Below are 26,048 nucleotides of genomic sequence, written 5' to 3'. Positions count from 1 at the left end.
GACCTAAAAATAGGACAATGAACGTAAGCTTAGATGATATTTATCTGTTCACCCAGACTGTTGTTCATGGTGGGATCAGTGCGGCGGCTGAGGCGAACCAATTACAACGCTCCAAAGTGAGCCGCAGATTGCAGGAACTTGAAAAAGCGTTGGGTGTGCAATTACTCATCCGTACTACCAGAAGCATTGAACTAACCGCGCACGGTAAACGCTTATTTGAGTTGGTCGGACAGTCGGTCGATCATATCCAGCAGGGTTTGATTGCAATGCATGAGTACCAGCAAGAGCTTTCAGGGAAGGTGCGATTGGCTATTCCATCCGCGTTAATGAGCTCGGCTGCGTTTAGTGCGATTATTTCTGAATATACTCAGCGTTATCCAGATATCTCTGTGGAGATCGAGAACCATCAAGAGAGTGTCGATCTTAAACGGCAGTCGTTTGATCTTCAGCTTTTGCCCAGCGTCGTTAAAGTGACCGATGACAGCTATATTCAATTTAGTCTGTTGCCGTATACCAGTCATTTTGTTGCATCAAAAGCCTACCTTGAGGCTCATCCTCCAATCAAGTCTTTGGACGATCTCAAGCATCATCGCTTGCTGACTAATCGCTATAACGCGAACCTGTTAGATCCTGCTCTGGATGTTGCATTAAAGTCTGATGACCTCAACCTGTTACGTTCAATGGCGATCGCAGGCAATGGTATTGCTTTTATTCCTCAGACACATTCAAAGCCCTCGTTGCAAGATGGCCTACTTGTCGAAGTGTTGCCCGAAATCGCTCACCCAAAGCAACATTTGACCCTTATTTATCCGTCTGCTTTGTTTCTGCCAAACAAAGTGGTTGCGTTAATTGAACTGTTTCGAGAAAAGTTTAAATAGCAAGAGGTATGGCGCACTCAAAATAGTGTGAGCGAGCCTTCTCTTTCCGTCGCAGGTTCTCCAACCTAAGCGCATATTAGGTCATTATCGATATTCAACTGGTTTTATTGGGTGTCAAGCACCACATAAAGGAGGGAAGTATGTTATCGAAAGACAACACTGGGTTGATTGTCGTGGATGTACAAGGCAAGCTCGCGACATTAGTGCATGAAAGTGACCAGCTGATTGAAAATGTCGCCAAGTTGGTCAAAGGAGCTAAGGCACTGAACTTGCCAATTCTCTGGCTGGAGCAGAACCCTGAAAGGCTAGGGCCAACCTCTGAGCCTATTCGAGTGGAGTTAGAGACAGCACATTTGCCTATTACCAAGTACACATTTGATGGCTGCAAAGAAGAACGTTTTAAGCTAGCGGTAGACAATGCCAAAGTGGATACATGGCTGGTTTGTGGTATCGAGTCCCACATTTGTGTGTATCAAACTGCGCTTTCTTTGCGTCAATCGGGCTACCGCGTTGAACTTGTGACCGATTGTGTGTCGTCGCGTACGGCTGCGAACAAGGCGCTCGCTCTGGCGAAGTTAACCGCCAATGGTGTCGTATTAACGGGCCTGGAAATGTGTCTTTACGAAATGGTGGAAGATTGTCGAGCGCCAGAGTTTAAAGAGATTCTGGCGTTGATCAAATAGGTATTCGAGGCGCTGTCTAGGGCTGCGCGTTTAGTCAAATTCTCGTTGATATCTTGGCAGCATTGACTCGTTGCCAAGTATCCCTCCTTGATGAACATAGATCAGTGTCTTGTCTGGGTTCTCTTTTCGCCACGAAGCCAGACATTGCCACATATAGGGGTCGTAAAGGAGATCAAACTCCAGATCCGTTTGTTCGTACAAGCTTTTCCATGTCTCGTAATCTTCTTTATACAGGCGTCCGAAATGGTGTTTTTTCCGTACCGATAAAACCTGCGGATGGCTGGTTTCGCCCAGCATATTGAACTGCTCAGTTAGATAGTTTTCATCTCCTACGCAAGGGCAGGTTAAGATTTCTATTCCATGAGGGTTAAGATACTTGTGCAGATATAATGCGGTGGTGCCAGTACCGGAAGGAAGCGCAACCGCAAACTGTTCTTTTGCCCTGAAGCGAGTCCAGTCGAGAATCTCGCGCGCAAGTTGTTTTACGCCACCTTCGGCAATTTGAGAGCGTCCGCCTTCAGGCATAAACAGCGTGGTTTCATCCAATCCACGTATATCCGAGATGTACTGGCTAGGGTGAAGCTCGCTGCCAACGTCTTTCATCGCTGTTATCTGCATCCCTAAATCGAGTGCGCCCCGATAATTACCAATAGGCGTGCTTTTTAACCACTCCGGGATATGACTGACATAAAACTCGAATGCCCACCCTTTAACTTTTGCGAGTGCAGCCAGAGAATACATCGCATTAGACTGGGCTGAGCCATAGCTAATCAGAGTCGTAACATTTGGATCCTGTTCTTCTAATAACATCATGAATTTACGTGCTTTGTTCCCGGAAAAGTGGGAATGCAGTAAATCATCGCGCTTTAGAAAGAATGTCTGACCGTTAAAGCTGTGTTGAGTGATTGGGCTTTCAGAGAGTTTCATGTGATGCCTGACGGAATAAACCGTGTCACCTGATCATTTTAAAAGGTGGCACAGTTTACCGTTATCGCTGAGAGAACAAAAGCGGCGAGGCTTAAAAATACCATTGATTTTTCGCGGTTATTCGTCGGTATGTTCAGATGCCAAATTGATCAAAGCTTCACACCCGCCTGATGAGTGCGTATTGATCACAAACTGCCAGCCATAGCGGCGGCACAAGTCATCCACGATCATGAGCCCTAAACCGTGTCCGTCAGAGTCTGGTACGGAAGAAAAGCCTTCTCCTTCATCTCGGACAGACAAAGTATCGTCGCTCATTTCAACGTAGATTTTGCCTTTAGAGGTCGCGGCAATACTATTTCGAATCAGGTTACTCAGAACGATATTAAGCACAGCGGTTGTTGCTCTTGTATGTGGGCTGCCTGTTACCGTCACTTCAAACTCAAGAGACTTTTCATCAGCCTGTGCCTGACTAAGCGAAACAATGTGGCGTAGCTCCTGCTCAGAAATTCTCCGCACAGGGCTATCATCCGAATTTCGCTCATAACGAACTAACCCCAGCAATGCGTCGACCATGGTAGACATCTGCTGCGTTGCGTCCTGAATACGATGAACCTGTCGTTCCTGAAATGGTGTGCTGGAATTTCTGGCTAATAAGCTACTGGAGCCTTTCATGACTGTCAGTGGCGTTCTGAGCTCATGACTGGCGTAGCGTGCAAAGGCTTGTTCTCGCTTAATGACCTGATTTACCTCGTTGCGATACTCGTTAAGTTGAGTAGCAAGAGCTTCGAACTCTTTCGCTGAACCTGACGGGACAACAAACTTCTTTGTTGTATCGCCTTGGTGCTCATCCAATTGCGTTTTCAGAGTGTTAATCGGCTCAATTAGTCGCTGAGACAAGCGGAGTAACAAGCTGCCGAAGACAAAAATCAGTGCGAGTACCACCGCCAGCACCAACCCGATAACATAAGAGAACTCGCTCCATGTAATCTCGATTTCATCAATTAACGAAATCAAGATGATGGGATGCTCCTCACCATCCTGCATGTAGGTGCTCATGTAAATCATGCGTGTATAGGGTTCTTCGCCGGCTTCACCTAAAAAATAGTGTTTATCTTGCAAGAAAGGGCGGTAAAAAGCGGGAACCAAGTTGATGTCATTGTATGCCGTTGTGAGAAGATCAAGCTTTATGACTCCCTCGGAAGGCGTCTGTTTAAAATGTTCGATTGCTTCTTTTTTGTCGATCATAATTCGGCGCTCACCGACGCGATCTTCTGACCACAGCAGTGATCCACTTACTAACGCAAAGCAGAGCAATCCGATCACGACGGAAACCAGCAAGAAAAACAGTTCGAGTCGACCGGTCATACTTTTCGTATTACCGAGTAAGCGACGAATCATGCTCCCGGCTCCAAGCGGAAGCCGACTTTAGGAATGGTTTTGAGCAAGTGCTCCTCGAAGGGTTTATCGAGTTGTCCGCGCAGCTGATAAATGTGGCTGCGAAGCACATCGTTATTTGGCTCGTTTTCTTTCCATAAACGAAAGGCAATGTCTTCTCGGGTCACGATTTCTGGAGCGCTTTGTACCAGCATTTCAAGAATGGTGTAAGTAGTTGGGTTTAGTGCCAACTGCTTGCCTTGGCGATATGCCTGATGCGTTTTTTGGTCAATCGTTACTTCACCGTACTGGAGTTGGCTTGAGGCAACGGTACCACGATAGCGTTTTATTAGCGCAGTCATGCGAGCTTCGAGAATATCGAGGTCAAAAGGCTTAGTCAGGTAGTCATCCGCTCCATGGGCAAAGCCTTTCAGCATATCGTCGCGACTATCTAGTGCGGTCAGCATGAGTACAGGGGTATTATTTCCTGCGTCTCTTAACTTGTTACACAGCGTTAAACCATCCATACGCGGTAACATTAAATCGAGCAAAATAATGTCGAAAGAGTTACTAAGGGCAAGCTTAAGACCAAGCTCTCCGTTGTCAGCGTAATCAAGCTGCATGCCAGCACACTCGAAATAATCGAACAGCATTCCAGCGATTTCTCGATTATCTTCTACTAAAAGTACACGTTTCATTCATTCTTATCCAATCTCGGCAATGTCGGTTTGCCCTTGACGAACATTATTCACTATAAGCGTGAAAAAGTTGTCAATGTTATAAACGATTCACCAGTATAAGTGACTGATTGAAAGCGTAACACGCAAAACAAAAGGGCTCCAGAATTGCTTCTGGAGCCCTTTATTAGATTTCGTTGTTTCGACGGTTATCGACGCTTAGGTTTGCGCTGACCGGCTGGTTTACCCTGAGCTTGAGGGCGGCCCTGGCCTTGTGGCTTACCGCCATTCGGACGGTTTGAGTTAGAGCCTGCACGCTGGCTGTTGTTATTTCCACGCCCTTGACCACCTTGCGCTTTACCTGCGCCATTACGGTTGCCAGAAGGCTTGCCGTCACGAGAACCACCCTCAGAGCGTTTCTCAAGGTGACCACCAAAACCAGGCTGGTTCTTGGTGTGCTTAGTCGCAAAGCGGTTTGCACCGTGGCGGCCGGATTTACGACGCTGCGCTGGTGTTTGCGCATCAATGTCTTCAGCCGGCACCAAACAAGTGGCTTTGTCACCAATCAGATGTTTTTTGCCCATGCTAACCAATGCTTCACGAATCATTGGCCAGTTTGCCGGATCGTGGTAACGCAGCAGAGCTTTATGCAGACGACGCTGACGCTCACCTTTAGCGACAGGAATGTCTTCACGCTGTTTGTACTTCACGCGTTTCAGAGGGTTAGTCTCTGAGTAGTACATAGATGTTGCGTTACACATTGGCGATGGGTAGAAGTTTTGTACCTGGTCACACTCAAAGTTGTTCTTCTTCAACCAAAGAGCAAGGTTCAGCATATCTTCATCTTCAGTCCCCGGGTGCGCAGAGATAAAGTAAGGGATCAGATACTGTTTCTTACCTGCTTCAGCACTGTACTTCTCGAACATTTCTTTGAAGCGGTCATACGTACCCATGCCTGGTTTCATCATCAGATCCAGAGGGCCTTTTTCAGTATGCTCAGGTGCGATCTTCAAGTAGCCGCCAACGTGGTGAGTGACCAACTCTTTCACGTATTCTGGTGACTCAATCGCAAGATCGTAACGTACGCCCGACGCTACCATTACCTTCTTAACGCCTTCAACTTTACGTGCTTCGCGGTAAAGGTCGATGGTGTGTTTGTGGTCTGTGTTTAGCTTGTTACAGATACCTGGGAACACGCAAGAAGGGCGACGACAGTTCGCTTCCGCTTTCGGATCTTTACAACCCAGACGGTACATGTTCGCGGTAGGACCACCAAGATCGGAAATCGTGCCAGTAAAGCCTGGAACTTTGTCGCGAATTTCTTCTATCTCGTTAATGATCGATTCTTTAGAACGGTTCTGGATGATTCGTCCTTCGTGCTCGGTAATCGAACAGAATGAACAACCACCAAAACAGCCGCGCATGATATTCACCGATGTTTTGATCATGTCATACGCAGGGATTTTCGCTTTACCATACATAGGGTGAGGGACACGTGCGTATGGTAAACCAAACACAAAGTCCATCTCTTCTGTGGTCAACGGAATCGGGGCTTGGTTAACCCAAAGTTCACGGTCGCCGTGGCGTTGAATCAACGCTCGTCCAGAGTATGGGTTAGTTTCCAGGTGCATCACACGGCTTGCGTGCGCGTACAGAATACGGTCGTTGTTAAGTTTTTCGAAGTTAGGTAAACGTACCGCTGTGGTTTTAGCATCATGACGTGACGGACGAATAGTGATTGGCTGCGCCGCAGCTGGTTCGTCTTTCTTGGTGTCGCACTGCGTTTCTACCTCGTATGGGTTCTTAGGTACGAACGCTTCTTTACGTGGTTTTTCAATACGAGACGAGTCGATGATGGTATAGCTGTCTGGTGCTGCAGGCAGGTTAACCGCTGTACCACGAATGTTCGTCATGTCAGAAATGTTTTCGCCGTTTGCGATGCGGTGTGCCACTTCAACCAGCGCACGCTCAGCATTACCAAATAACAAAATGTCGGCTTTCGCATCAAACAAAATTGAGCGACGAACTTTATCTGACCAGTAGTCATAGTGCGCAACGCGTCGCAGGCTGGCTTCAATACCACCTAGTACGATAGGCACTTCTTTATAGGCTTCACGACAACGCTGTGAATAAACTAAGGTCGCGCGGTCAGGACGTTTACCACCTTCGTTATTCGGTGTGTACGCATCATCGTGACGAAGTTTTTTATCTGCGGTGTAGCGGTTGATCATGGAGTCCATGTTACCCGCTGTGATCCCAAAGAACAGATTTGGCTGACCAAGCTGCATGAATGCGTCTTTGTTCTGCCATTCAGGTTGAGCAATGATACCGACTCTGAAGCCTTGCGCTTCTAGTAGACGGCCAATGATCGCCATACCAAAGCTTGGGTGATCCACGTAGGCATCCCCTGTCACAATGATAATGTCACAGCTATCCCATCCTAGGGCATCCATTTCTTTGCGGCTGGTCGGCAAGAAAGGTGCCGAACCAAAACACTCGGCCCAGTATTTTTTGTACTCATGAATAGGAGTGATGTTGTTGGTCATATTTTGCTCTCTGTTCCAGGGAGCGCGAATTATAGCGATTTGATGATCAGGTATCTATACCAAACTTGTTTATTCAAGCTTAGTTCATCGAGTTTTATTTAGATTGTAAAAATTGGACGGAGTTAACGATGGATTTTTATCTAATATCACCTTGAATCCCTTGTGGTTATTAGGGTTGCGACTAATAGTGTCCCAATCTTAATACAAGGTATAAGCAACCGTGTTCTTATCTTTGTTCCTGTATATAATCAGATTGTGCACAGCAATATAACGAGATTCAGGCGGTTATGTTTGTCACGCTAAGCCAGAGCAGTCGAAGTTAGGGTTTAAGAAGGAAAGGCTAGGTAATGAGGGATTCAGCAAAGATAGCACTAGGTCGAGTACAACCCAAACTCAATCATACAACAGTTATTGAGTGGTCTTACAATCGTTGTACTCGCGAGTATGAGTGCGACCAGCGGAGCATGGACGAGGTTTTTGGTTTTCAAAGCTTTGAGGACATGCTTGATCAAATGTCTTCGGAGCAAAGGGAAAACTTCCAGCAGCAAATCAGCGAAGTGGATCTACTCGGTGGAGAGGGGCATTTTTCGTGCTGTTTAGCATCAAACGAAATCGATCTTGTTTGTGCCACGATGAACTTCGAGAAGGTAAATGACTGCGTGGTGAAAGGTACCGTCACGCCTTTGATGAACATTGCCGGTGGAGGGGAGCAGGCTAAAATATTGGAAACTCTGTTCGACTTACCAAATGTTGGTGTTTTAATCGCGGACGCTAACGCCAATATACTTGGGTGTAACCGAGCTTTCGAACTGCAAATGGGCTATAGAAATAGCGATCTCATCGGCCTCAAAACAGAAGTTTTTCGTTCCTCACATCATAGTCAATCCTTTTATGCTGAGATCTGGAACCGTATCGAGAAAGATGGTTACTGGAGTGGCAACCTTTTTTCCCGAACCGCGAGTGGTGGTCATCAAGCTCACCATCTCTACGCTTATCGGCTGAATTTTCAATCTGGGCGAGTTTTGTTCCTCGGGTTCTCTACGGATATCTCTGCGTCTTTGGTATGGATGAAAAATCGCAGTGAGCAGGCTCGAGACTGGTTCTCGTTTTTGCCCACAAAAGACCAATTTGAAAACAAACTAGAGCACTTCGCCAGAGAGAGCGGCCATCAAGATCTCAATATCATCATGACGCTGAGGCCGAACTTTAGTCAGAATCGCTTAGTGGAGCAGCAGCTAGGGTTTGCTGACTTTATCACGCGCAGCCGCTACACAAAGCTAGCCGGTCAGTTAACTCGGAATGTATTTGTCGTGTGCTTGCAAACACCGCGTTGCCAGTGGCTAAGCACCATCAAGTTAATCGAAGTGGCTATGAAGGGATTCTTCACGGAATTAAAAAGTGAGATGGGTACAATTGTTCATGACACGATTGTTGAAGGACAAACTGGCGTGTCCGTACTTGGCTACGATACGAGCAGTCCAAAAAAGGCGTTAGCTTTGGCGGTTCAAACGATGGTGTCGTCTAAAGTAGGTGAAGGAGGATACTTCAATTTTTATAACAGCACACTGCATACCGAGCTGCTAAAACGCCAGCACTTAGAAGCCTTCCTTCAAAAGAAAATCGATGGTGAACTTGTAGATGTCTATTTTCAGCCGATTGTGGACACCTACTCGGGTAAAGTCATTAAATTTGAAGCGTTAGCGCGGTTTCACCATGAAAATAGTAGTTACACTACGCAAGAGATGATTTCGGTTATCGAAGATCTGGAATTAATCGCCGAGTTAGACGATATGGTTTGTCGAATCGCGCTGGAGCGCTGGTCTGAATTACAAGGCTTCTATGACGATGATGTCGGACTGTCCATTAACCGCTCTCTCAACACTAAGTTAGATGTATTACAGGTGTTGCAACGTTCATTAGATTTGATTAAATCCAGCAGCGTCAATCCTGAACTGGTGACATTAGAATTAACCGAATCGGCTTACTTTGAGCAAGATGAAGCGCATACTCAAGCCTTGAAGCAGATCAGGCAAGAAGGGATCAAAATCGCCATTGATGATTTTGGTACTGGCTACGCTTCTTTTTCTTATCTCGGAAAAGGACAGTTTGATCTACTCAAAATTGACCGTAAGTTCGTGGCTGATATTCATGAGGGCAGCAGTAATTATTACATTGTTAAAATGATCACAGAACTGGCTCACCAATTGGGAGTAAAAGTGATTGCAGAAGGCGTCGAGCAAGTACAAGAGAGGCGTATTCTGGCCGACCTTGGGGTCGATTACCTTCAAGGGTATTTGTTTTCCCCGGCGGTGCCAGCCACGGATCTGAAGCAAACTAAATATTGCCAGAGCTTATTTAGCCCGGGCTCGGGGTAATGAAAGCCTCTGTCTTCTTTACGTAATCAGAAAATGCTGTAGAAGTGAGTTCGAAAGGTGAGCAGAGCCGATTAATGGCCCTTTAGGGTTTAGGTGGTTTGGCGATAGGTGATTTGTTATTATCGCCACCCCAAACGACTTTTGAGCTTGCTACATCATGATTCAACAATTGCTGGTTACTTTTCCTCCTATGTTATTTGGCGCACAAGCGCTACTGACTTTGCTTTTAATCAAGGGCGATATTTGTCCGGGTCAGCGAGGTCGTCTGCACAAAATGTTACCTGCAATAGGAGTCATGTGGCTGGCAGTCGCATCATTGCGCATTGAGGCGTTTATGGTGGTGTTTGCGATCTTCTATTTCTATTCTCAGGTTCAGACCAAAAAAACGCGTGAGAAAGGGCCAATTTGGGCATTGCACCTGGCGAATGGTTTGGCGTTTGCCTATGTCAGCATTCAAGTATTTGAACAGGCTAACTGGCCAGCAGCGTTTGCAATGGCGCTCATGATCTTCTTTCTTGGGGCTTCATTCTCTCAACTGCTACTTACGATTGCGCGTAGCCGTTTAGAAGCGTTTCATCGAATCTTACCAGTAACCGGTATTGTATCTGGCATGTTGTTGGTGATTGCGACGCTGTTTTCCTCTTACCAGTTGGATGAGGCAGCATTAAGTGCCGCAACTCAACCAATACTCATTGCCTTGGCGATGTTGATCTCTTCTATTGTGGTTTGGTGTTGGCACATTTTCACCCATAAAAAACCTGAGAAAGTGCAGCTTAGTATCGCTTTCTTATTTGCTCTTGTTTCTATGACAAGCCTGCAAAGCTTGTTTTCAATGATCGCTTAATATCCCGTTTGTGAGCTCACGATCTAGAGTGGGCTCACTTTAAATTCGCCAGATTATGTCTACGCTGTATATATACCCGGTCACTTGAGGTTATTGGGGTATAAACCTTGTCGAAGAGGAGTGTCGCGATGGATTTAAGCAATGTAGGTAATCTGGATAGCATTATTCTGTTAGGTATCGTCAACGAAAAACTACGCTTAGAGTGTGACAGTTTTGACGAATTAGTATCGACTTATGAAATGGATACAGAGTCGGTAGTAGGCAAGCTGGATATGCTTGGCTACCAGTACGACCCTCTCACAAACCAATTCAAATCGTACGAACGCTAACAACGTTCAACATCTCCCATTCTTAAGCCATCTTGATGCCATCGAGGTGGCTTTTACATTGTTGTCTTGCGGTTGCGAAAAACGCCTGTAAATAGCGTTTGTCTTTCTCTGAGTTTCGAACAGCAGCAAACAGACGACGCCACAGCCCATTGCCAAATGGCTTACTGGTAATTAATCCTTGTCGAGAAAATTCTGAAATTGCCCAGTTCGGCAGCGCGGCAACCCCTAATCCAGCCGAAACCATTTGCACTAACATCAATGTGTTGTCTGCTTGCTTCCACTTAGCTGGCTCCACACCAGCAGGTTGTAAGAAGTGTTTAACCACATCAAGTCGCTGTTTTTGAACCGGATAAGAGAGCATGGTTTGATCGGCAAGATCTTGAGGATCAATAATCGCTTTATCAGCCAACGGGTGGCTGGTGGACGTGATTAGACGCATTTCAAAGTCAAACAAAGGCTCGTAGTGCACTTCTGAACGCGGCTGAATATCCGAAGTAATAACCAGATCCAGCTCTCCGGCGAGTAGGGCTGGTAAAGGCTCGAATCCAAAGCCTGAAGAAAAATCCAGCGTCACACTAGGCCACGCCAACTGGTATTCCTTAAGAGCAGGCATCAGCCATTGAAAACAAGAATGACATTCGATAGCCATGTGCAATCGGCCATTAACGTCTTCTTTCAAACTTGCCAGTTCATTCTCTGCTCTAGCGAGTTTCGGTAAAATATCTTCTGCAAGGCGCAATAGAATTTCACCTTCTGAAGTGAATTTCACCGGGCGGGTTTTCCTAAGAAATAACTGCCCACCAATACGAGACTCCAGATCCTTAATTTGGTGCGAAAGAGCTGATTGAGTCAAATGCAACGCGGTTGCCGTGGCCGTCAGTGAGCCCGTATCTCGAAGCGAGGTAATAGTACGCAAGTGTTTTAGCTCTATCATGAATCTCTTTCATCCTTTAATGCTCACCATGAACTTAATTAACTTAACTGCAAAATATAGAAATGTAAACGTCTAGACGTCTATTAATTAAAGGTATTGGTGCGTTTTACGATCGCATTATGAATTTTTTTAATAAACAAGTTGAATATTTAGACCTTGTCCAATTTTAGTCTGAGAGAGATAGTTTAGCCATCCAGACATCCTAATGGTTAAGCCAGAGATGTTCTGACCAAAATAAACTGAATAATAAGGACTAGGGAAATGGCGACAATCACACACATACTTGGCTACCCACGCATTGGTGAAAAACGTGAATTGAAATTTGCGCAGGAGAAATACTGGCGCGGAGAAATCGATCAAGCACAACTCCAGCAGGTTGGCGCACAGCTAAGAGCAAACAACTGGCAAGTACAAAGCGATGCGGGTTTGAGTTTTGCCACTGCTGGCGACTTTGCCTGGTATGATCACGTACTGACAACAACATTGTTACTGGGCCACGTACCAAAGCGTCATGCCGAGGGCACACCTAACCTTGATACTTTGTTCAAGGTTGGTCGAGGCCAGTCACAGGCTGGTTGTGGCTGTGCAGGCGCAGCTGCCTCTGACATGACTAAGTGGTTCAATACCAACTACCACTACATTGTGCCGGAATTTAGCAAAGACGATACTTTTGAGGTGAGCTGGCCGCAGCTATTTGAAGAGGTGAGTGAAGCCGTTAACGCGGGACACAAGGTTAAGCCTGTTCTACTTGGTCCATTAAGTTACTTGTACTTGGGTAAAGAAGTTGAAGAAGGTTTTGACCGCCTGTCACTGTTACCAAGATTGCTCACCGCGTATCAAGCAATTTTGGCTAAATTGGCTGCTTTGGGTGTGGAATGGGTACAAATTGATGAGCCTATTCTGTCTCTTGAGCTGGAAAGTCAATGGGCGGATTCATTTAAACTGGCGTATCAAATCATCCGCAGTGACGTAAAAGTGCTGCTAACGACTTACTTTGACGCTGTTACCGATACACTGGACAAAATTGTCGAGTTACCTGTTGATGGTTTGCACATTGACTTGTCGGCAGCGCCAGACCAGCTTGATGAAGTTGTGGAAAAACTACCACAAGGTTGGGTGTTATCGGCTGGTGTTATCAATGGACGCAATGTTTGGCGAGCTGATCTAAGTGCGCAACTGGCGAGCTTACAACCGGTAAAAGAGAAGCTAGGCGATAAGCTGTGGGTTGCAAGCTCATGTTCATTACTGCACAGCCCGGTAGATCTAGAGCTTGAAACAGCGCTGAGTGAAGAAGTAAAAAGCTGGTTCGCCTTTGCGAAACAGAAAGTTACCGAGGTAGCCCTGCTAGGTAAAGCACTGGACGGCGATCAAAATGCGATTCTGGCATGCGATACTTACAGCCAGCCAATCAATGCGCGTAAAACGGCGACACACGTGAATAAACCTCAAGTGCAGGCTCGTATTAATCGCATCACCGCGGAGCTAACACAACGCAGTGCTCCTTATCCTGAGCGTGCGGCGCATCAGGCCGAAGTACTGGGGTTACCACTGTTGCCAACCTCGACTATCGGCTCTTTCCCTCAAACCGGTGAAATTCGTGTTCAGCGCAGCGCGTATCGCTCTGGTCAACTTTCTGAGTCAGATTATATTTCCGCACTTAAAGGGCATATTGCTGATGCGGTGAAACGTCAGGAAGCGCTGGATCTGGACGTGTTGGTGCACGGCGAAGCTGAGCGTAACGATATGGTTGAATACTTCGCAGAAAATCTGGCTGGTTTCCAAACAACCAAATTCGGTTGGGTTCAGAGTTACGGTTCTCGCTGCGTGAAGCCTGCTATTGTCGTTGCGGATATTGAGCGTGAAAAACCAATCACGGTTGAGTGGTCAACGTATGCACAATCCCTGACCAGCAAACAAATGAAAGGAATGCTGACTGGCCCTGTTACGATTCTGTGTTGGACATTCCCGCGTGAAGATATTACGCGTAAGGAGATCACCCAACAGTTGGCGCTGGCGCTGCGAGATGAAGTTTCTGACCTACAAAATGCAGGCATTAATATCATCCAGATTGACGAGCCTGCGATTCGTGAAGGGTTACCGCTTAAGAAGCGTGATCATAAAGCTTACCTAGAATGGGCTGTGGATGCGTTTAAGATTTCTGCAGGTAGTGCGAAGCCGGAGACACAGATTCATACTCATATGTGTTACAGCGAGTTCAATGAAATCATTGATTCAGTTGCAGCACTGGATGCAGATGTGATTACCATTGAGACATCACGTTCAAACATGGAATTGCTAAAAGCGTTTGAAGAGTTTAATTATCCAAATGAAATCGGTCCTGGAGTTTATGATATTCACTCGCCGAACATTCCAAGTGAAGAGTGGATTGAAGGTCTGATCAAGAAAGCGGCAGAAAAAATTCCGGTACAACGTTTATGGGTGAATCCAGATTGTGGTCTAAAAACACGAAACTGGGCAGAGACAGAGGCAGCGTTGGCTAACTTAGTCTCAGCAGCGAAAAAGCTACGTACTGAGCTAGCATAAACAGCAGTTATAGAAAAAGCAGGGGTGAGACCCTGCTTTTTTGTATCTTTTAACCAGCCATTCAAATGCGATGCTTGGACGGTATCCAATACTGAGCTCGCTCGGCAAATTACTGTGATTAATTGCTACAGCGTTGCTCTGAAATCAGTTCATCCGCCATCAATTGACCGCGCGTATTACGCACTTTCACTCTATACATTAAACCCATATTGATATGATCTCGGATTTCTGGTTTGTGGCAGAATGTGTAGATACTCGAGTTAAGCATTTGTGCTAATGGTTTCGCTCCCATCGCGCCGTCGTTATAAATCATCATCATTTCGACGACATTCTTGTTAGAAGAAACCCGCATAATTTGCAGAGGTCCATATTCCATAGGTAGACCAGCAGAGAGAACACCGGCACGATTAGATGCCATCAGTTCCAGCTGACGCTCTTTATCCGCGGTAGACGTACAGCCTGCTAGCGCACCAAGCGCCAGAAACAAACACAGTAATTTTTTCATAAATTAAAACACTTTTTTGAACGGTTTGACGATCACGTTTTCGTAAACGCCCGCCGCCACGTAAGGGTCTTTATCTGCCCAGGCTTTTGCGTCTTCCAAAGAATCAAACTCTGCTATGACGGTGGAACCGGTAAATCCCGCTTCTCCTGGGTTGTCAGAATCAATCGCTGGCATTGGGCCTGCGGTTAGAAGTCGTCCTTCGTCCTGAAGTTGTTGCAAACGTTCCAGATGTTGAGGGCGAACACTCATACGCTTTTCTAATGAATTCTCGATGTCCTGAGAAAAGATGACATACCACATAGCATAGTTCCTTAATTGGTAGGTTGAAGTCCTAATTTAACGACTTTTTGGTGGCTCTCACAAGTTAACAATAGAAAATGTGAGAATTTTCCTTCTATTAGAACCGTTTCAAACCTATTTTGCGATAGGGCGAGGTTTACCTTCGCTGTCGATCGCGACGTAATTAAAGGTTGCATCACACACCATAAAGCGATCTTCAATGCCGTCTACTTTCACCGGTTTCACCCACACTTCAAGGTCGACACTCATTGAAGTGCGGCCGATGTTTTTACATACACCGTAACAACAGACGACATCACCGACGCTCACTGGTTTTCTAAACGTAATGCTCGAAACAGAAACGGTGACGACGCGTCCGGAAGAAATTTCTTTCGCCAAAATAGCACCAGCTAAATCAAGCTGAGACATAATCCAGCCACCAAAGATATCGCCATTCGCATTTGTATCAGCAGGCATTGCGAGGGTACGAAGCAGTAGTTGGCCTTTCGGAGAGTTAAATTCTTGGCTCATTGTGACATCCTAAATCATCGTCAGCGCTTAAATGGGACCAATCTCAGTAAGTAAAAGTTCCCAAGCATTTTAATCTGCCAGGACGTTCTGTTAGTTACTACGATGGATAACAAGCGCAAATATTAATTGGAACAGTAACAAAACAGCGACCCGAAGGTCGCTGTTAAAAATAATTTGCGCGGATTATAGCAAAGCTGAGCCGTTATTCATCAACCGAAACATCGGAGGAGCTATTTTTCTGCTCTTTTGGCATGTGTTTGTAGATGTAAAAGCCTGTAGCGATCATATAACTGAATGTCGCTATCAGCAGACCAAACACTTTAAAGTTAACCCAGACATCGAGTGGCAGTTCGTAGGCAACATAAATGTTTAAGCCTGCGCAGAAAGAGAAGAAGCCGACCCAAGCCCAGTTGATGCGTGTCCAAATGTTTTCAGGAAGAGAGATCTCTTTTCCTAGCATCCCTTTTATTGCTGATTTTCCCATCGCGTGACTGACCGCAAGACCAATAGCAAATACCATGTAAACAATGGTCACTTTCCATTTGATGAAGTTGTCATCATGGAGAAATATGGTCATGCCACCAAATACAGCCACCATCACGAAAGTGATTAACTGCATTTTTTCCACTTTTTTGTAAAGCGCAAACGTCAGGACGATTTGAATAGCCGTCGCGACGATGAGTGCTCCGGTCGCAACGTAAATGTCGTACATCTTATACAAGGCAAAGAAGACAATGAGTGGAATAAAATCAAGAATTTGCTTCATGTTGCAGAAAACTACCTGGTTATTGAGTTGTTCACAGTCTAGCGGAATCTGACGCAATGTGAATAGCTCGAGACAATTGGATACAAAAATTGCCGCGACAATGGCGGCAATCCTTGTCTCTAATTTATAGTTTAGGCGACATTCTGGTATTGGGGGATACGCGTTTTGACATCTTCTAAATAGCCTTCACACAAAAGGTTATCTACTGTGGCAGCGAGTTCGTCATTGGTCATGATGCCGCAAGATGACTTGCCCGTCATTAGATTGAGGTATTGGTGATATTCATTTTCGGAATAGTGACCGATACGATCTAACAATAGTGCTTTAATACCATGATGAATCAAGCTGCGATATGTGTCTCTGCTGGGTAACATTGTCATCTCCCTTTAACATTTTTCTACCCGTGCCTAATGCTATGATTTAGATAGCTCTACTTGTATAAGCATAAGTTATGCCAAGTAATTTAAAGTGAGTTTGACTCAGTGGGTTGGTTTTGAATGAGCCACGTCTGTATTACCTCTCGCAACGCATTTAAGGTTGTTGGCTTGTTCAAGCGGCCATCCATGAGTTTAGAAATCTGTGCGAGCTCTAAATCTCCAGATTCCCCTGATAACGCGATGACCTTGACGGAAGGAGAGATTGCTTTAATACGTTGGCTGGCATCAAAACCATTCATAACCGGCATTTGCACATCCATCAAAACCAAATCGACTTTGTGAGATTGAATCATCTCTATTGCAGTCGCGCCGTTATTTGCCTGCAAACATTGGACACCTAATTGTTTCAAATACAGCTGAACTAATGTGCGTTGCACCTCTTTATCATCAACAATGAGCACTGTTGGTGCATGTTCACCGACTTTTAACTCGTTCATTACATTAGACTTAGCTTCGTCTTTTGTAGTGCTTCCGTGTTCGGAGTTAACTCTAAACGTCTCTGCTTTTGGTGAGTTCGGTACGACAGGAAAGTAAAGATAGAACGCTGTGAACTCTCCCTTTACAGAGTGGCATTCTATTCGCCCGCCAAATGAACGCATTACTCGCTGACAATAACTTAGCCCCAGACCACTCCCTCCGCTTTTTTGGTAGGAAAAGAAGTCGTCAAAGATCTTATGCACAATGGTGTTATCGATGCCAGGCCCGGTATCACGAAAGATTAATACGTTCTCATACGGTCCAGTTTGAGTACTCATTTCAATTTGACTTGCAGGATAAGAGTCAAAGTAATAAACCGCATTGCGGATCAAGTTAAAAATAACGAAGTTAAACAGGGTCTCATTTAACATCACCACAAAATCATCTTGCTGAGGCAGTTTTACTCGATCGAGACTCTTTTCGTTTTCAAAACCATAGCGAGTGATCGCCTGATTCACCGCGTTGTGAATAGAAGTTGCTACCTGTGGCTCTTGTTCGGGCGATGTGTCGCTGACCTCTCTTAATATGATGTCAATCAGTTGTCGACCTCGCTGAATTACCGCTTGCCCCTTATTGATGTCGCCTTTTAGAGTTTCTGATGGAAACTGGGATTCAATATGTTGAGTCAAAACCTCAAATTGTAATTGAACCTGCGTAAGGGGGTTACGCATTTCATGAGCAATGGAGTGGGCGAGTGCTCGGCTTTGACGAACTTTTCTATCAGCCTCAATCGTACTTTGCACACGAGTCAGCAGCGTTTGTAACGCGGAAATCTCTTCGTTAGAAAACAGCTTCTGATTTCGCTTATGGGAAGAAATCAAAAGGTGAGAGACCGAGCGGCTATGGCCATAAATCGGCATGACCAGTGCCGTATCACTGGAACGCATTTTATTGTAGAGCTTTCTCAATGTACTGCTGTTGGCTGAGGTGTACTTTATCTCTTCAGACAGTTCATCAAGAAGCAGCACCGATTTATCAGAATGCAGATAATCTTCATAGAACGTCTCAGAGCAGTGGCTGTTGACCAATTGCAGTTTGTCTTTAGGGATATCGAGCAGTACCCCAAGCTTTTCCATCGCATCATCAATGGAGCGCTTAAAGTCCTCTTCCAGAGCCAAAATTTGTTGCACCGGAGTTTGCTTTTTAAAATACACAAAATAGGAGACCAAACGGCTCACTCGACGATAGAGCCAATGCCAGGTAACACCAATCAGTGCACAGATCGGAATGGAAATAAGCCATTGGTTGCCTTCGGTTATTGGCATCAATATCGCCCCTAACGGCAATACAAAAATACCGCATACCAACAACGTGCTGACGGCGATGTAGGCGAGATATTTCGCACTATAAAAGCGTGAGGTGAGTAAAGCGTAGCCAAAAAATAGCATTTCACTGATGGAGAGTGCTGGTGGCAACCATGTCAGTGAAAAGTCGCCAAGAAAATAGGTCATGCCGAGATGGATGGCCGTAGTTGACAGCATGAATACCAAGATTCCTGCGATCATGTAGTTGCTTTTAGCCAGTGTCAGTTTGCTACTGTTGACTCGCATACGAGCAAGGTTGATGAGTGTAAGCGTAATCAGTATCAGGATAGAGTTAAAGAAGTAGGCGGTCTGAGAGCCAAATTCAATCACAAACTCACTGGGTCCCTGTATAGAGACATTCTCTACCGTTAAATCCGGACGTAAATTTATAAAAAGTGAATACCCTGACAGCAGTACAAATATCAGTTGCTGCCATCTTTTTGTATCCCTGTTTTTCTGTTCGGCGAGTAGCTGACAGGAAAAGTAATACGCAAAGGCAAAAGAGAAGAAGGAGGCGAGATTAGCCAGTTTCGCCATGAAAACGCCGCCTTCTGAGCCAAAGTTTACCAATAGGTCAGTATGAAAATAGGCATTGCTGCCAATCCAGATAATGATGCAGGCAGAGTATGCGATGTAGGGCGCATGATGGGTGCCTAAAACGCGCTCGCTGCGACTTTTCAGGCGATAGCAATAGTACAGCTGCCACAAGAGAACAGCGGCTATAGTGACATATAATGTAATGGCTTTTGGGTAGAGCAGACCTGCCAAACCAAAATCAAACATTCTGGTTCACCTGTGGAAGATGTTTGTTTTGTGGTTCGCAATACTTGCCACTGAATTCTAAGAAGAAAGTTTGAGATTTCTCACGCCACGCTTTGATGAAAATACGGGCATAGCCTGTGAAGCCACGGCTAGGAAAACATAAGCTTAGTAGCAGGTGGCAGAACGCCGTACGATGAATGATTTCATGTACAACTATTTGATTTTTTTGAATAGACCAATCTGTATTGGAGATCAGGTCTAAAGACAACTTTAGACTCATGAGACAACCTAGCACTGATATTTTTTGTTTTATAGGTGCGTTATATCATGATAAATAATTTATGCTACCAGTTTCTGTTTGTATGGTTACCTAATGCAAAAGTTGGATAAAAAAAGCCGCTCAATTTGAGCGGCTTCTTAAAAGTTGAATTACGGAAAATTAAGCTTCTTGCTTACTCAGCTCAACTTCTTTATTTGCTTGTACTTCTTCTTCTACAAGTGCATCAACAATAACAGCACATGCTGCATCGCCCGTGATATTCAGAGCAGTACGAATCATATCGAAGATACGGTCAAGAGCGAATAATAGTGGCAGACCTTCAATTGGAATACCAGCCGCTAGTAGAACCGCAACAACCAAGAATGATGGACCCGGTACACCAGCCTGACCAACTGCACCAAGAGTAGACGTTACGATGATCGCGATGTAAGCGCCCATGCCTAGGTCGATGTTAAATAGCTGAGCAAAGAAGATTGCTACCAAGCCGTAGTAAATCGCGTTACCAGACATGTTGATCGTTGCGCCAAGAGGCAGAACGAACGAAGCGGTAGAGTTTCTAACGCCCAGGTCTTTTTCACAAGTATCCATCGTTACTGGCAGTGTCGCCATTGAAGATGCTGTTGATAGTGCAACTGCTTGTGGTTTCTTCATTGAAGAGATGAATTTCTTCGCAGAGGTCTTAGTGAAGATATGAACCATTGCAGGGTAGACAACGAAGCCAAAAATTAGGATAGCGGCCGTGTACACAACGAACAGTTTGAATACAACCATCAGTGCGCCGAAACCAAACGTACCCACAGCTTCAGCCATCAGGCCGAATACACCGATAGGAGCAATGATCATCACCTTGTTGATCATCCAAACCATCGCGTCAACAATGCAGTTCACACCGTTGATGATAGGATCACGGCGTTCTTTAGTTTGTTGAGAAATCGCAATACCAAAGAACATACAGAAAACTAGGATCTGTAGGATGTTCGCGTCATTCAGTGACTGGAAAACGTTGGTTGGGATCATACCAGTGATGGTAGCCCAGAAAGTTGGCAGCTCACCTTTAGATGCGTATTCAGCTGAGAACATGCCTTCAACGCCAGAAACGTCGATGCCGATGCCCGGTTGGAATACTTCACCCATAAATAGAGCAAGTGCTACTGCAAGAGCAGATGTTAGACCAAAGTAACCTAGTGTTACTAAGCCAACTTTACCTGCAGACTGGCTATTTCCAAGACCAGCAGCACCAGAAATCAAAGCGACAGCAACCAATGGGATTACTAGCATTTTGATTAGGTTGATAAAGATAGCACCAAGTGGCGCGAAGACCGTAGCGTCGTGACCCATTAGAGCACCAGCGGCTGTACCCACGATCATTGCAATGACGACTTGCACGCCAATGTTGTTTAGCAAACTCTTTTCTTTTAACACTTCCATAACCTCTGTGCTAATAAAATGTAAAATCCTAAAATTACACACTGTTCACATATAAATAAACGGAGAATAATTTCGCCCTCGCTTTTTACACTTATCATTCACAATTGGCAATATGCTAAACAGGGTTATTGATGAAAAAATCGATATTTCATTGACGAATGCTAACTTTTTGCTCAAAAGCAAACGTTTGCTATTTGTTTGTCAAATGCATTGCTGGTTGTTACATTAATTTGGTTAATGAGGTTAGCGATTGAGGATGAAATATTTGTTAACAACTTGTTTGCTGTTTTTGGGTTGAGGGAGGGCGTATTTATTGCCTGATATTTATGACAATAATTAGGACGCAAGCTCACACTTTAGTGATTTCACGGTTATAAATGTTAAATATTTTACATTCTTGGGATGTTAAGTCTTGTAAATATAATGTTAACAAGTGGTGGGTTGAAGATGCAATAACCGTAAAAAGCCACTCTATCGTTAACTTTTTGTTGTTGAATCCTTAAGAACAACGTGAATGCCAATAATCTAGAGGTGGAGTCATTATGATGAATCTTGCTGCTGCGCTGCAGCGAAATGCTGCCAGTAAGCCTGATAAGACAGCGTTGATATGCGGTGACTTGGAAATTTCTTATTCTCAATTTGATGCGATCGCGGGCAAAATTGCGACGTCTTTGATCAATAGTGGTGTCAAACCGGGTGACCGAGTCGCGTTGTCGTGTCCTAATCTGCCTTTCTTTGCGTTTATTTATTTCGCTGTTCAGAAAGCGGGCGCTGTTGCCGTACCACTCAACGTGTTGTTGAAAGCGAGAGAAATCAAATATCACCTGGAAGACTCAAACGCTAAGTTTTTCTTCTGTTTTGAAGGTACACCAGAGCTACCAATGGCCAGAGAAGGTGTGAAAGCCTTTAAGGAAGTTGAAACCTGCGAAAACATGGTTGTCATGACCCAGTCGCAGGCTGATTTAGAGTGGGGTGGTGTACCAACTCTTAACGCTTTCATTCGTGATGTTGAACCGCTATCTGATTACGTGCCTCGTAATGCCGATGACACCTGTGTTGTATTGTATACCTCTGGTACGACGGGAATGCCGAAAGGTGCGGAACTAACGCAACAAAACATCGTGATGAACGCGATTGTTGGGCAAAACATCATGGCTGCGCAAGGTGACGATGTGCACCTGGTGACTTTGCCTCTGTTCCACACATTTGGCCAAACCGTGCACTTGAACGCCAGTGTCTTGAGCGGTGCAACTTTGGTTCTTGTTCCTCGATTCGAGCCTTCTCATGTTCTTGAATTGATCGAAAAACATAAAGTGACCATTTTTGCTGGTGTACCAACAATGTACATCGGTATGCTTCATGCGGATGCGGATTACGATATTTCGTCGCTGCGCGTGGCGGCAAGTGGTGGTTCATCGTTACCAACGGAAGTGTTCCGTGCGTTTGAAGAGAAGTTCAACGTGCCAATTCTGGAAGGCTACGGTTTATCTGAAACGAGTCCAATCGCCTGCTTTAACCATTTAGATCAAGAGCGAATTCCTGGTTCGGTTGGTCAACCTATCCAAGGTGTGGAGGTTAAGCTTGTCGACCTAGAGGGGAATCAAGTCCCTGTGGGTGAAGAGGGTGAAATCATCGTACGCGGTCACAATGTGATGAAAGGCTACTTGGGTCGCCCAGAAGTAACAGAGTCAGTACTGAAAAACGGTTGGTTCCACACGGGTGACGTAGGCCGTTTTGATGAAGCAGGTAACTTGTACATCGTGGATCGAATCAAAGATTTGATTATTCGTGGTGGCTTTAACGTTTACCCACGTGAAATTGAAGAAGTGTTCATGACGCACCCTGCTGTTGCGATGGTCGCAGTGATTGGTATTCCTCATCAAGAATACGGAGAGGAAATCAAAGCTTACGTAGTGCTTAAGCCTGATCAGGATCTTGAAGCGGCTGACCTTCAGGCTTGGGGACGTGAACACTTAGCGGCATTTAAATACCCTCGCTTTGTCGAGATTCGAGACCAGCTTCCGATGAGTGCAACGGGTAAGATTTTGAAACGCGAATTGAAATCCGAACTTAAAGTCGCTTAGACAAATGATGAAAGGCAAGCCAGCTAGTGATTAGCTGGCTTTTTTTGTTTTCTGATACTTTTTATTTTCTGATACAGGGGATGATGCAGGGGCATGGGTTATTCAAGTTGTTTGAGATATTCTTCCATCTCCAGAGGATTGGGAATAGTGATGCTCCCGTAGCTCAGAGAGAGTATTCCCTCGCTTTCCATTTTTTTTAAGACTTTGTGTACGCTTTGTCTTGTTAGCCCCATCATATTCGCGATGTGTTCTCTAGTTACACGAACCATACATGGCTCTGCACTGATTGCCCGATTGGTTTGATAAGTCGCGAGTAAAAGTAACCGGCGACCAATACGCTCTTCAATGCCTCGTATTGCATCGTCTTCTATAACGGATATTGCCGACCACAGCCTTCGACTCATCAGATCCAGAATGACTGGGTAACTTTGCGGGTACTTAGCCAGCAACTGACGGAACTTATCACCCTGTAGCTCCAGGAGTGTCACGTCGGAATGAGCCGTTGCTCCGAATATGCGCGGCATGCCGGGTGAGAAAACATTGTCTCCGAACCAGCCGCCCGCATCGAAAATCATTAACGTGACTTCTTTGCCTTTTGTACTTATCGAGTTGACTCTTACTGCTCCTTTCGCAATCACCATCAGAGATGAATGCTTGTCTCCTTTGTTACAGATAAGCGCTTTTTCGTCGAAATGCCGGGTTCTTGCGATTTGTACCGCGTCATTGATGCCCTCTTCAGGTAATCCAGATAGTACGGGGCATTGAAGCAACAACTTTTTTAACTCTTCCATGTCGGTACCTTAATGCAGCACTGTTAACTGAGCTATTTTAACATTTTATAATTCGATGCACTCAGGGCGCTTGTCTCGGGAGAGGGTAATAATCTGAATTTGTGATGGGTCTCTATTTGAGTGTGCATCATTCGTTCAGGAAGTGGTTGGTTTGAGAAACGGTTGATATGAAAAGTAAGTGGCTTAAATAGAGAATCGAGTCGTTTATCCGCCAAACATAAAAACGCCCGCTTATAGTTATCAGCGGGCGTTTATTTACATCAAGAAGAGGGCTTATTTTTGAGTAGCGGCCTTCATTGCCGAAACAAACTCACCAAGCTTGTCCAGCATAATCTGTGGCTGCTCTGCGTGCGTCTCAATGATTTTAACCACGGCTGAACCAGAGATGGCGCCAGCGGCACCAGCCTCTATTGCTTGTTTCACTTGTTCTGGCTCAGAGATACCGAAGCCAAGTAACGCTGGTGGAGCATCGAATTGGTTTAGTCTCTCTAACAACTGTCCAACAGGCATATTTGCCTTCGTTTCTGTCCCTGTTACACCCGCTCGAGAAAGTAGGTAGGTATAACCGCCACTTAGCTCTGCCACTTGCTCCAGGGTTTCGTCGCTGGCCGTTGGTGGTGCAATAAAGATCGGATGAATGCCAAACTTCTCTGCGGCTGCGACGAACTCTGCGCTTTCATTGGTTGGTACGTCGGCAATCAGAACAGAGTCGATACCGGCTTTGGCACAGTGTTCGTAAAAGTTTTCAATACCGCGAGAGTAAACCAAGTTCGCATACATCAATAGCCCGATTGGTAGATCTGGGTATTGGGCGCGAATCTTGCCAATTTGCTCAAAGCAGATACTTGGTGTTGCGCCAGACTCCAGTGCACGTTTATTTGCTCCCTGAATTGTCGGGCCATCTGCTAGTGGGTCAGAAAACGGAATGCCCAGCTCAAGTGCGTCAGCACCCGATTCAACAAGGGTTTCCATAATTTTGTATGATTGTTCTGCATTTGGATCACCTACCGTTACGAACGGTACAAACGCGCCTTGGTTCTTTTCATTCAGGCGAGCAAACATCTTCTCATAACGACTCATTAGATCACTCCTTTTTCTTCTAGGATGGCGTTTACGGTGAAGATGTCTTTGTCACCACGACCGGATAAGTTGACGACTAAAAGCTGCTCTTTTTCTGGATTTTCGCGAGCCATACGCAACGCGTGTGCAAGTGCGTGAGACGATTCAAGTGCCGCAATGATACCTTCACTACGCGCAATTTCCTGGAAAGCATCCAAGGCTTCATCATCGGTTACATTGGCGTATTCCGCACGGCCAATGGAATTCAAGTAAGCGTGCTGAGGCCCAACAGATGGAAAATCTAGACCAGCAGAAACGGAGTAGGACTCTTCGATCTGTCCGTTTTCATCTTGCATGATTGGCGCTTTCATACCGAAATAAATGCCTGTCTTACCGTGTTTCAGCGGCGCACCGTGTTGGTCGGTATCGATACCTTTACCTGCAGGTTCGACTCCAATAAGGCGAACACTTTCTTCTTCGATGAAATCAGCAAACATACCAATGGCGTTAGAGCCACCGCCTACACAAGCGATAACTGCATCTGGAAGACGTCCTTCACGAGCCAGAATCTGGTTCTTGGTTTCTTCACCAATCATACGCTGGAACTCGCGAACGATAGTTGGGAACGGGTGAGGGCCCGCTGCCGTACCTAGTAGGTAGTGCGCGTCTTCGTACGTTGCTGACCAGTCACGCAGTGCTTCATTACACGCATCTTTAAGTGTTGCCGAACCAGAATGTACCGGAATGACTTCAGCGCCCATGAGTTTCATGCGGAACACGTTCGGGCTTTGACGCTCAACGTCTTTCGCACCCATATAAACGCGACATTTTAGACCAAGTAGCGCACATGCTAGTGCTGTTGCGACACCGTGTTGACCCGCACCGGTTTCAGCGATGATTTCTGTTTTGCCCATGCGCTTAGCCAGTAGAGCCTGACCTAGCACCTGGTTAGTTTTGTGTGCGCCGCCGTGGAGTAAGTCTTCACGCTTTAGGTACAGTTTGGTCTTTGTACCTTTAGTTAAGTTGCGGGTATGCGTTAGCGCCGTAGGGCGACCTGCATATTCCTGAAGAAGTGTCATGAATTCGCTACGGAACTCTGGATCTTCCTGTGCGTCAATAAACGCTTGCTCAAGTTGCTCCAATGCAGGAACGAGGATTTGCGGAACGTACTGACCGCCATATTCGCCAAAGTAGGCATTCAGTTTTGCCATCGTGATAGTCCTTCTCGTAATTT

Annotated in this window: 23 protein-coding genes; 7 read left to right on the top strand and 16 right to left on the bottom strand. The window is 45.5% G+C overall.

What is annotated here, in order from left to right; genetic code table 11:
• Positions 1–17 precede the first annotated feature (17 nt).
• Together VEJY3_RS10430 and VEJY3_RS10425 are read left to right on the top strand one after the other, a co-directional pair.
• Positions 18–878 carry a LysR family transcriptional regulator gene (locus tag VEJY3_RS10430; RefSeq protein WP_014232432.1) on the top strand — a complete coding sequence of 287 codons (861 nt, stop codon included), beginning with the start codon at positions 18–20 and terminating at the stop codon, positions 876–878.
• A 140-nt stretch (positions 879–1,018) separates the two neighbouring features.
• Positions 1,019–1,561 (top strand): isochorismatase family protein, encoded by a 543-nt coding sequence (locus VEJY3_RS10425; RefSeq protein WP_014232431.1) that lies wholly within the window; start codon positions 1,019–1,021, stop codon positions 1,559–1,561.
• Positions 1,562–1,591: 30 nt separating this feature from the next.
• Here the strand turns inward: VEJY3_RS10425 and VEJY3_RS10420 are convergent, their stop codons facing one another.
• From VEJY3_RS10420 to VEJY3_RS10405, 4 genes are all read right to left on the bottom strand, one after another.
• Complete coding sequence (locus VEJY3_RS10420; RefSeq protein ID WP_014232430.1) at positions 1,592–2,488, bottom strand: 1-aminocyclopropane-1-carboxylate deaminase/D-cysteine desulfhydrase; 897 nt, start codon at positions 2,486–2,488, stop codon at positions 1,592–1,594.
• Positions 2,489–2,605: 117 nt separating this feature from the next.
• Positions 2,606–3,886, bottom strand: a complete 1,281-nt coding sequence (locus tag VEJY3_RS10415) for a HAMP domain-containing sensor histidine kinase (protein ID WP_014232429.1) — start codon at positions 3,884–3,886, stop codon at positions 2,606–2,608.
• Positions 3,883–4,560 (bottom strand): response regulator transcription factor, encoded by a 678-nt coding sequence (locus VEJY3_RS10410; RefSeq protein WP_014232428.1) that lies wholly within the window; start codon positions 4,558–4,560, stop codon positions 3,883–3,885. The genes VEJY3_RS10415 and VEJY3_RS10410 overlap by 4 nt, the downstream gene beginning before the upstream one ends.
• 188 nt (positions 4,561–4,748) lie before the next feature.
• Positions 4,749–7,085 (bottom strand): YgiQ family radical SAM protein, encoded by a 2,337-nt coding sequence (locus tag VEJY3_RS10405; RefSeq protein ID WP_014232427.1) that lies wholly within the window; start codon positions 7,083–7,085, stop codon positions 4,749–4,751.
• 347 nt (positions 7,086–7,432) lie between these two features.
• Here VEJY3_RS10405 and VEJY3_RS10400 point away from each other — a divergent pair, with 347 nt between their 5' ends.
• From VEJY3_RS10400 to VEJY3_RS10390, 3 genes are all read left to right on the top strand, one after another.
• Complete coding sequence (locus VEJY3_RS10400; RefSeq protein ID WP_041170248.1) at positions 7,433–9,460, top strand: EAL domain-containing protein; 2,028 nt, start codon at positions 7,433–7,435, stop codon at positions 9,458–9,460.
• A gap of 157 nt (positions 9,461–9,617) precedes the next feature.
• On the top strand, positions 9,618–10,304 hold the full coding sequence (locus tag VEJY3_RS10395) for a hypothetical protein (RefSeq protein WP_014232425.1): 687 nt from the start codon (positions 9,618–9,620) through the stop codon (positions 10,302–10,304).
• Positions 10,305–10,432: 128 nt separating this feature from the next.
• Positions 10,433–10,633 carry a DUF4250 domain-containing protein gene (locus VEJY3_RS10390; protein WP_014232424.1) on the top strand — a complete coding sequence of 67 codons (201 nt, stop codon included), beginning with the start codon at positions 10,433–10,435 and terminating at the stop codon, positions 10,631–10,633.
• A gap of 22 nt (positions 10,634–10,655) precedes the next feature.
• Here VEJY3_RS10390 and metR read toward each other — a convergent pair whose 3' ends face one another.
• Positions 10,656–11,567, bottom strand: a complete 912-nt coding sequence (gene metR, locus VEJY3_RS10385) for an HTH-type transcriptional regulator MetR (protein ID WP_014232423.1) — start codon at positions 11,565–11,567, stop codon at positions 10,656–10,658.
• Positions 11,568–11,828: 261 nt separating this feature from the next.
• On the opposite strand from metR, the gene metE reads away from it, so the two are divergent.
• Positions 11,829–14,111: a 5-methyltetrahydropteroyltriglutamate--homocysteine S-methyltransferase gene (gene metE, locus VEJY3_RS10380; protein ID WP_014232422.1), complete on the top strand. Its 2,283-nt coding sequence runs from the start codon at positions 11,829–11,831 to the stop codon at positions 14,109–14,111.
• 118 nt (positions 14,112–14,229) lie between these two features.
• On the opposite strand, the gene VEJY3_RS10375 is transcribed toward metE, so the two are convergent.
• The 8 genes from VEJY3_RS10375 to VEJY3_RS10340 form a co-directional block, all read right to left on the bottom strand.
• Positions 14,230–14,616 (bottom strand): GspS/AspS pilotin family protein, encoded by a 387-nt coding sequence (locus VEJY3_RS10375; RefSeq protein ID WP_014232421.1) that lies wholly within the window; start codon positions 14,614–14,616, stop codon positions 14,230–14,232.
• Positions 14,617–14,619: 3 nt separating this feature from the next.
• Positions 14,620–14,916, bottom strand: coding sequence for a YciI family protein (locus tag VEJY3_RS10370; RefSeq protein ID WP_014232420.1), 297 nt, complete (start codon positions 14,914–14,916; stop codon positions 14,620–14,622).
• 114 nt (positions 14,917–15,030) lie between these two features.
• A complete protein-coding gene (gene yciA, locus VEJY3_RS10365; RefSeq protein ID WP_014232419.1) occupies positions 15,031–15,426 on the bottom strand; it encodes an acyl-CoA thioester hydrolase YciA in 396 nt (131 codons plus the stop codon).
• A 202-nt stretch (positions 15,427–15,628) separates the two neighbouring features.
• Positions 15,629–16,192, bottom strand: coding sequence for a septation protein A (locus tag VEJY3_RS10360; protein ID WP_014232418.1), 564 nt, complete (start codon positions 16,190–16,192; stop codon positions 15,629–15,631).
• A 131-nt stretch (positions 16,193–16,323) separates the two neighbouring features.
• A complete protein-coding gene (locus VEJY3_RS10355; RefSeq protein ID WP_014232417.1) occupies positions 16,324–16,566 on the bottom strand; it encodes a hypothetical protein in 243 nt (80 codons plus the stop codon).
• Positions 16,567–16,655: 89 nt separating this feature from the next.
• Positions 16,656–19,193, bottom strand: coding sequence for a hybrid sensor histidine kinase/response regulator (locus VEJY3_RS10350; protein ID WP_014232416.1), 2,538 nt, complete (start codon positions 19,191–19,193; stop codon positions 16,656–16,658).
• Positions 19,186–19,452: a hypothetical protein gene (locus VEJY3_RS10345; protein ID WP_014232415.1), complete on the bottom strand. Its 267-nt coding sequence runs from the start codon at positions 19,450–19,452 to the stop codon at positions 19,186–19,188. The genes VEJY3_RS10350 and VEJY3_RS10345 overlap by 8 nt, the downstream gene beginning before the upstream one ends.
• A gap of 159 nt (positions 19,453–19,611) precedes the next feature.
• Positions 19,612–20,880 (bottom strand): dicarboxylate/amino acid:cation symporter, encoded by a 1,269-nt coding sequence (locus VEJY3_RS10340; protein WP_014232414.1) that lies wholly within the window; start codon positions 20,878–20,880, stop codon positions 19,612–19,614.
• Positions 20,881–21,422: 542 nt separating this feature from the next.
• Here VEJY3_RS10340 and VEJY3_RS10335 point away from each other — a divergent pair.
• Positions 21,423–22,964 carry a long-chain fatty acid--CoA ligase gene (locus tag VEJY3_RS10335; protein WP_041170247.1) on the top strand — a complete coding sequence of 514 codons (1,542 nt, stop codon included), beginning with the start codon at positions 21,423–21,425 and terminating at the stop codon, positions 22,962–22,964.
• 98 nt (positions 22,965–23,062) lie between these two features.
• On the opposite strand, the gene VEJY3_RS10330 is transcribed toward VEJY3_RS10335, so the two are convergent.
• The 3 genes from VEJY3_RS10330 to trpB form a co-directional block, all read right to left on the bottom strand.
• On the bottom strand, positions 23,063–23,755 hold the full coding sequence (locus VEJY3_RS10330) for a Crp/Fnr family transcriptional regulator (RefSeq protein ID WP_014232412.1): 693 nt from the start codon (positions 23,753–23,755) through the stop codon (positions 23,063–23,065).
• Between the two features lie 273 nt (positions 23,756–24,028).
• On the bottom strand, positions 24,029–24,835 hold the full coding sequence (gene trpA / locus VEJY3_RS10325) for a tryptophan synthase subunit alpha (RefSeq protein ID WP_014232411.1): 807 nt from the start codon (positions 24,833–24,835) through the stop codon (positions 24,029–24,031).
• Positions 24,835–26,025 (bottom strand): tryptophan synthase subunit beta, encoded by a 1,191-nt coding sequence (trpB, locus tag VEJY3_RS10320; protein ID WP_014232410.1) that lies wholly within the window; start codon positions 26,023–26,025, stop codon positions 24,835–24,837. Before trpB ends, trpA begins: the two co-directional genes overlap by 1 nt.
• Positions 26,026–26,048: the final 23 nt, after the last annotated feature.

This window comes from Vibrio sp. EJY3, from assembly GCF_000241385.1.
GTDB classification, from domain to species: Bacteria; Pseudomonadota; Gammaproteobacteria; order Enterobacterales; family Vibrionaceae; genus Vibrio; species Vibrio natriegens.
This window is presented reverse-complemented; position numbering and strand designations above follow the sequence as displayed.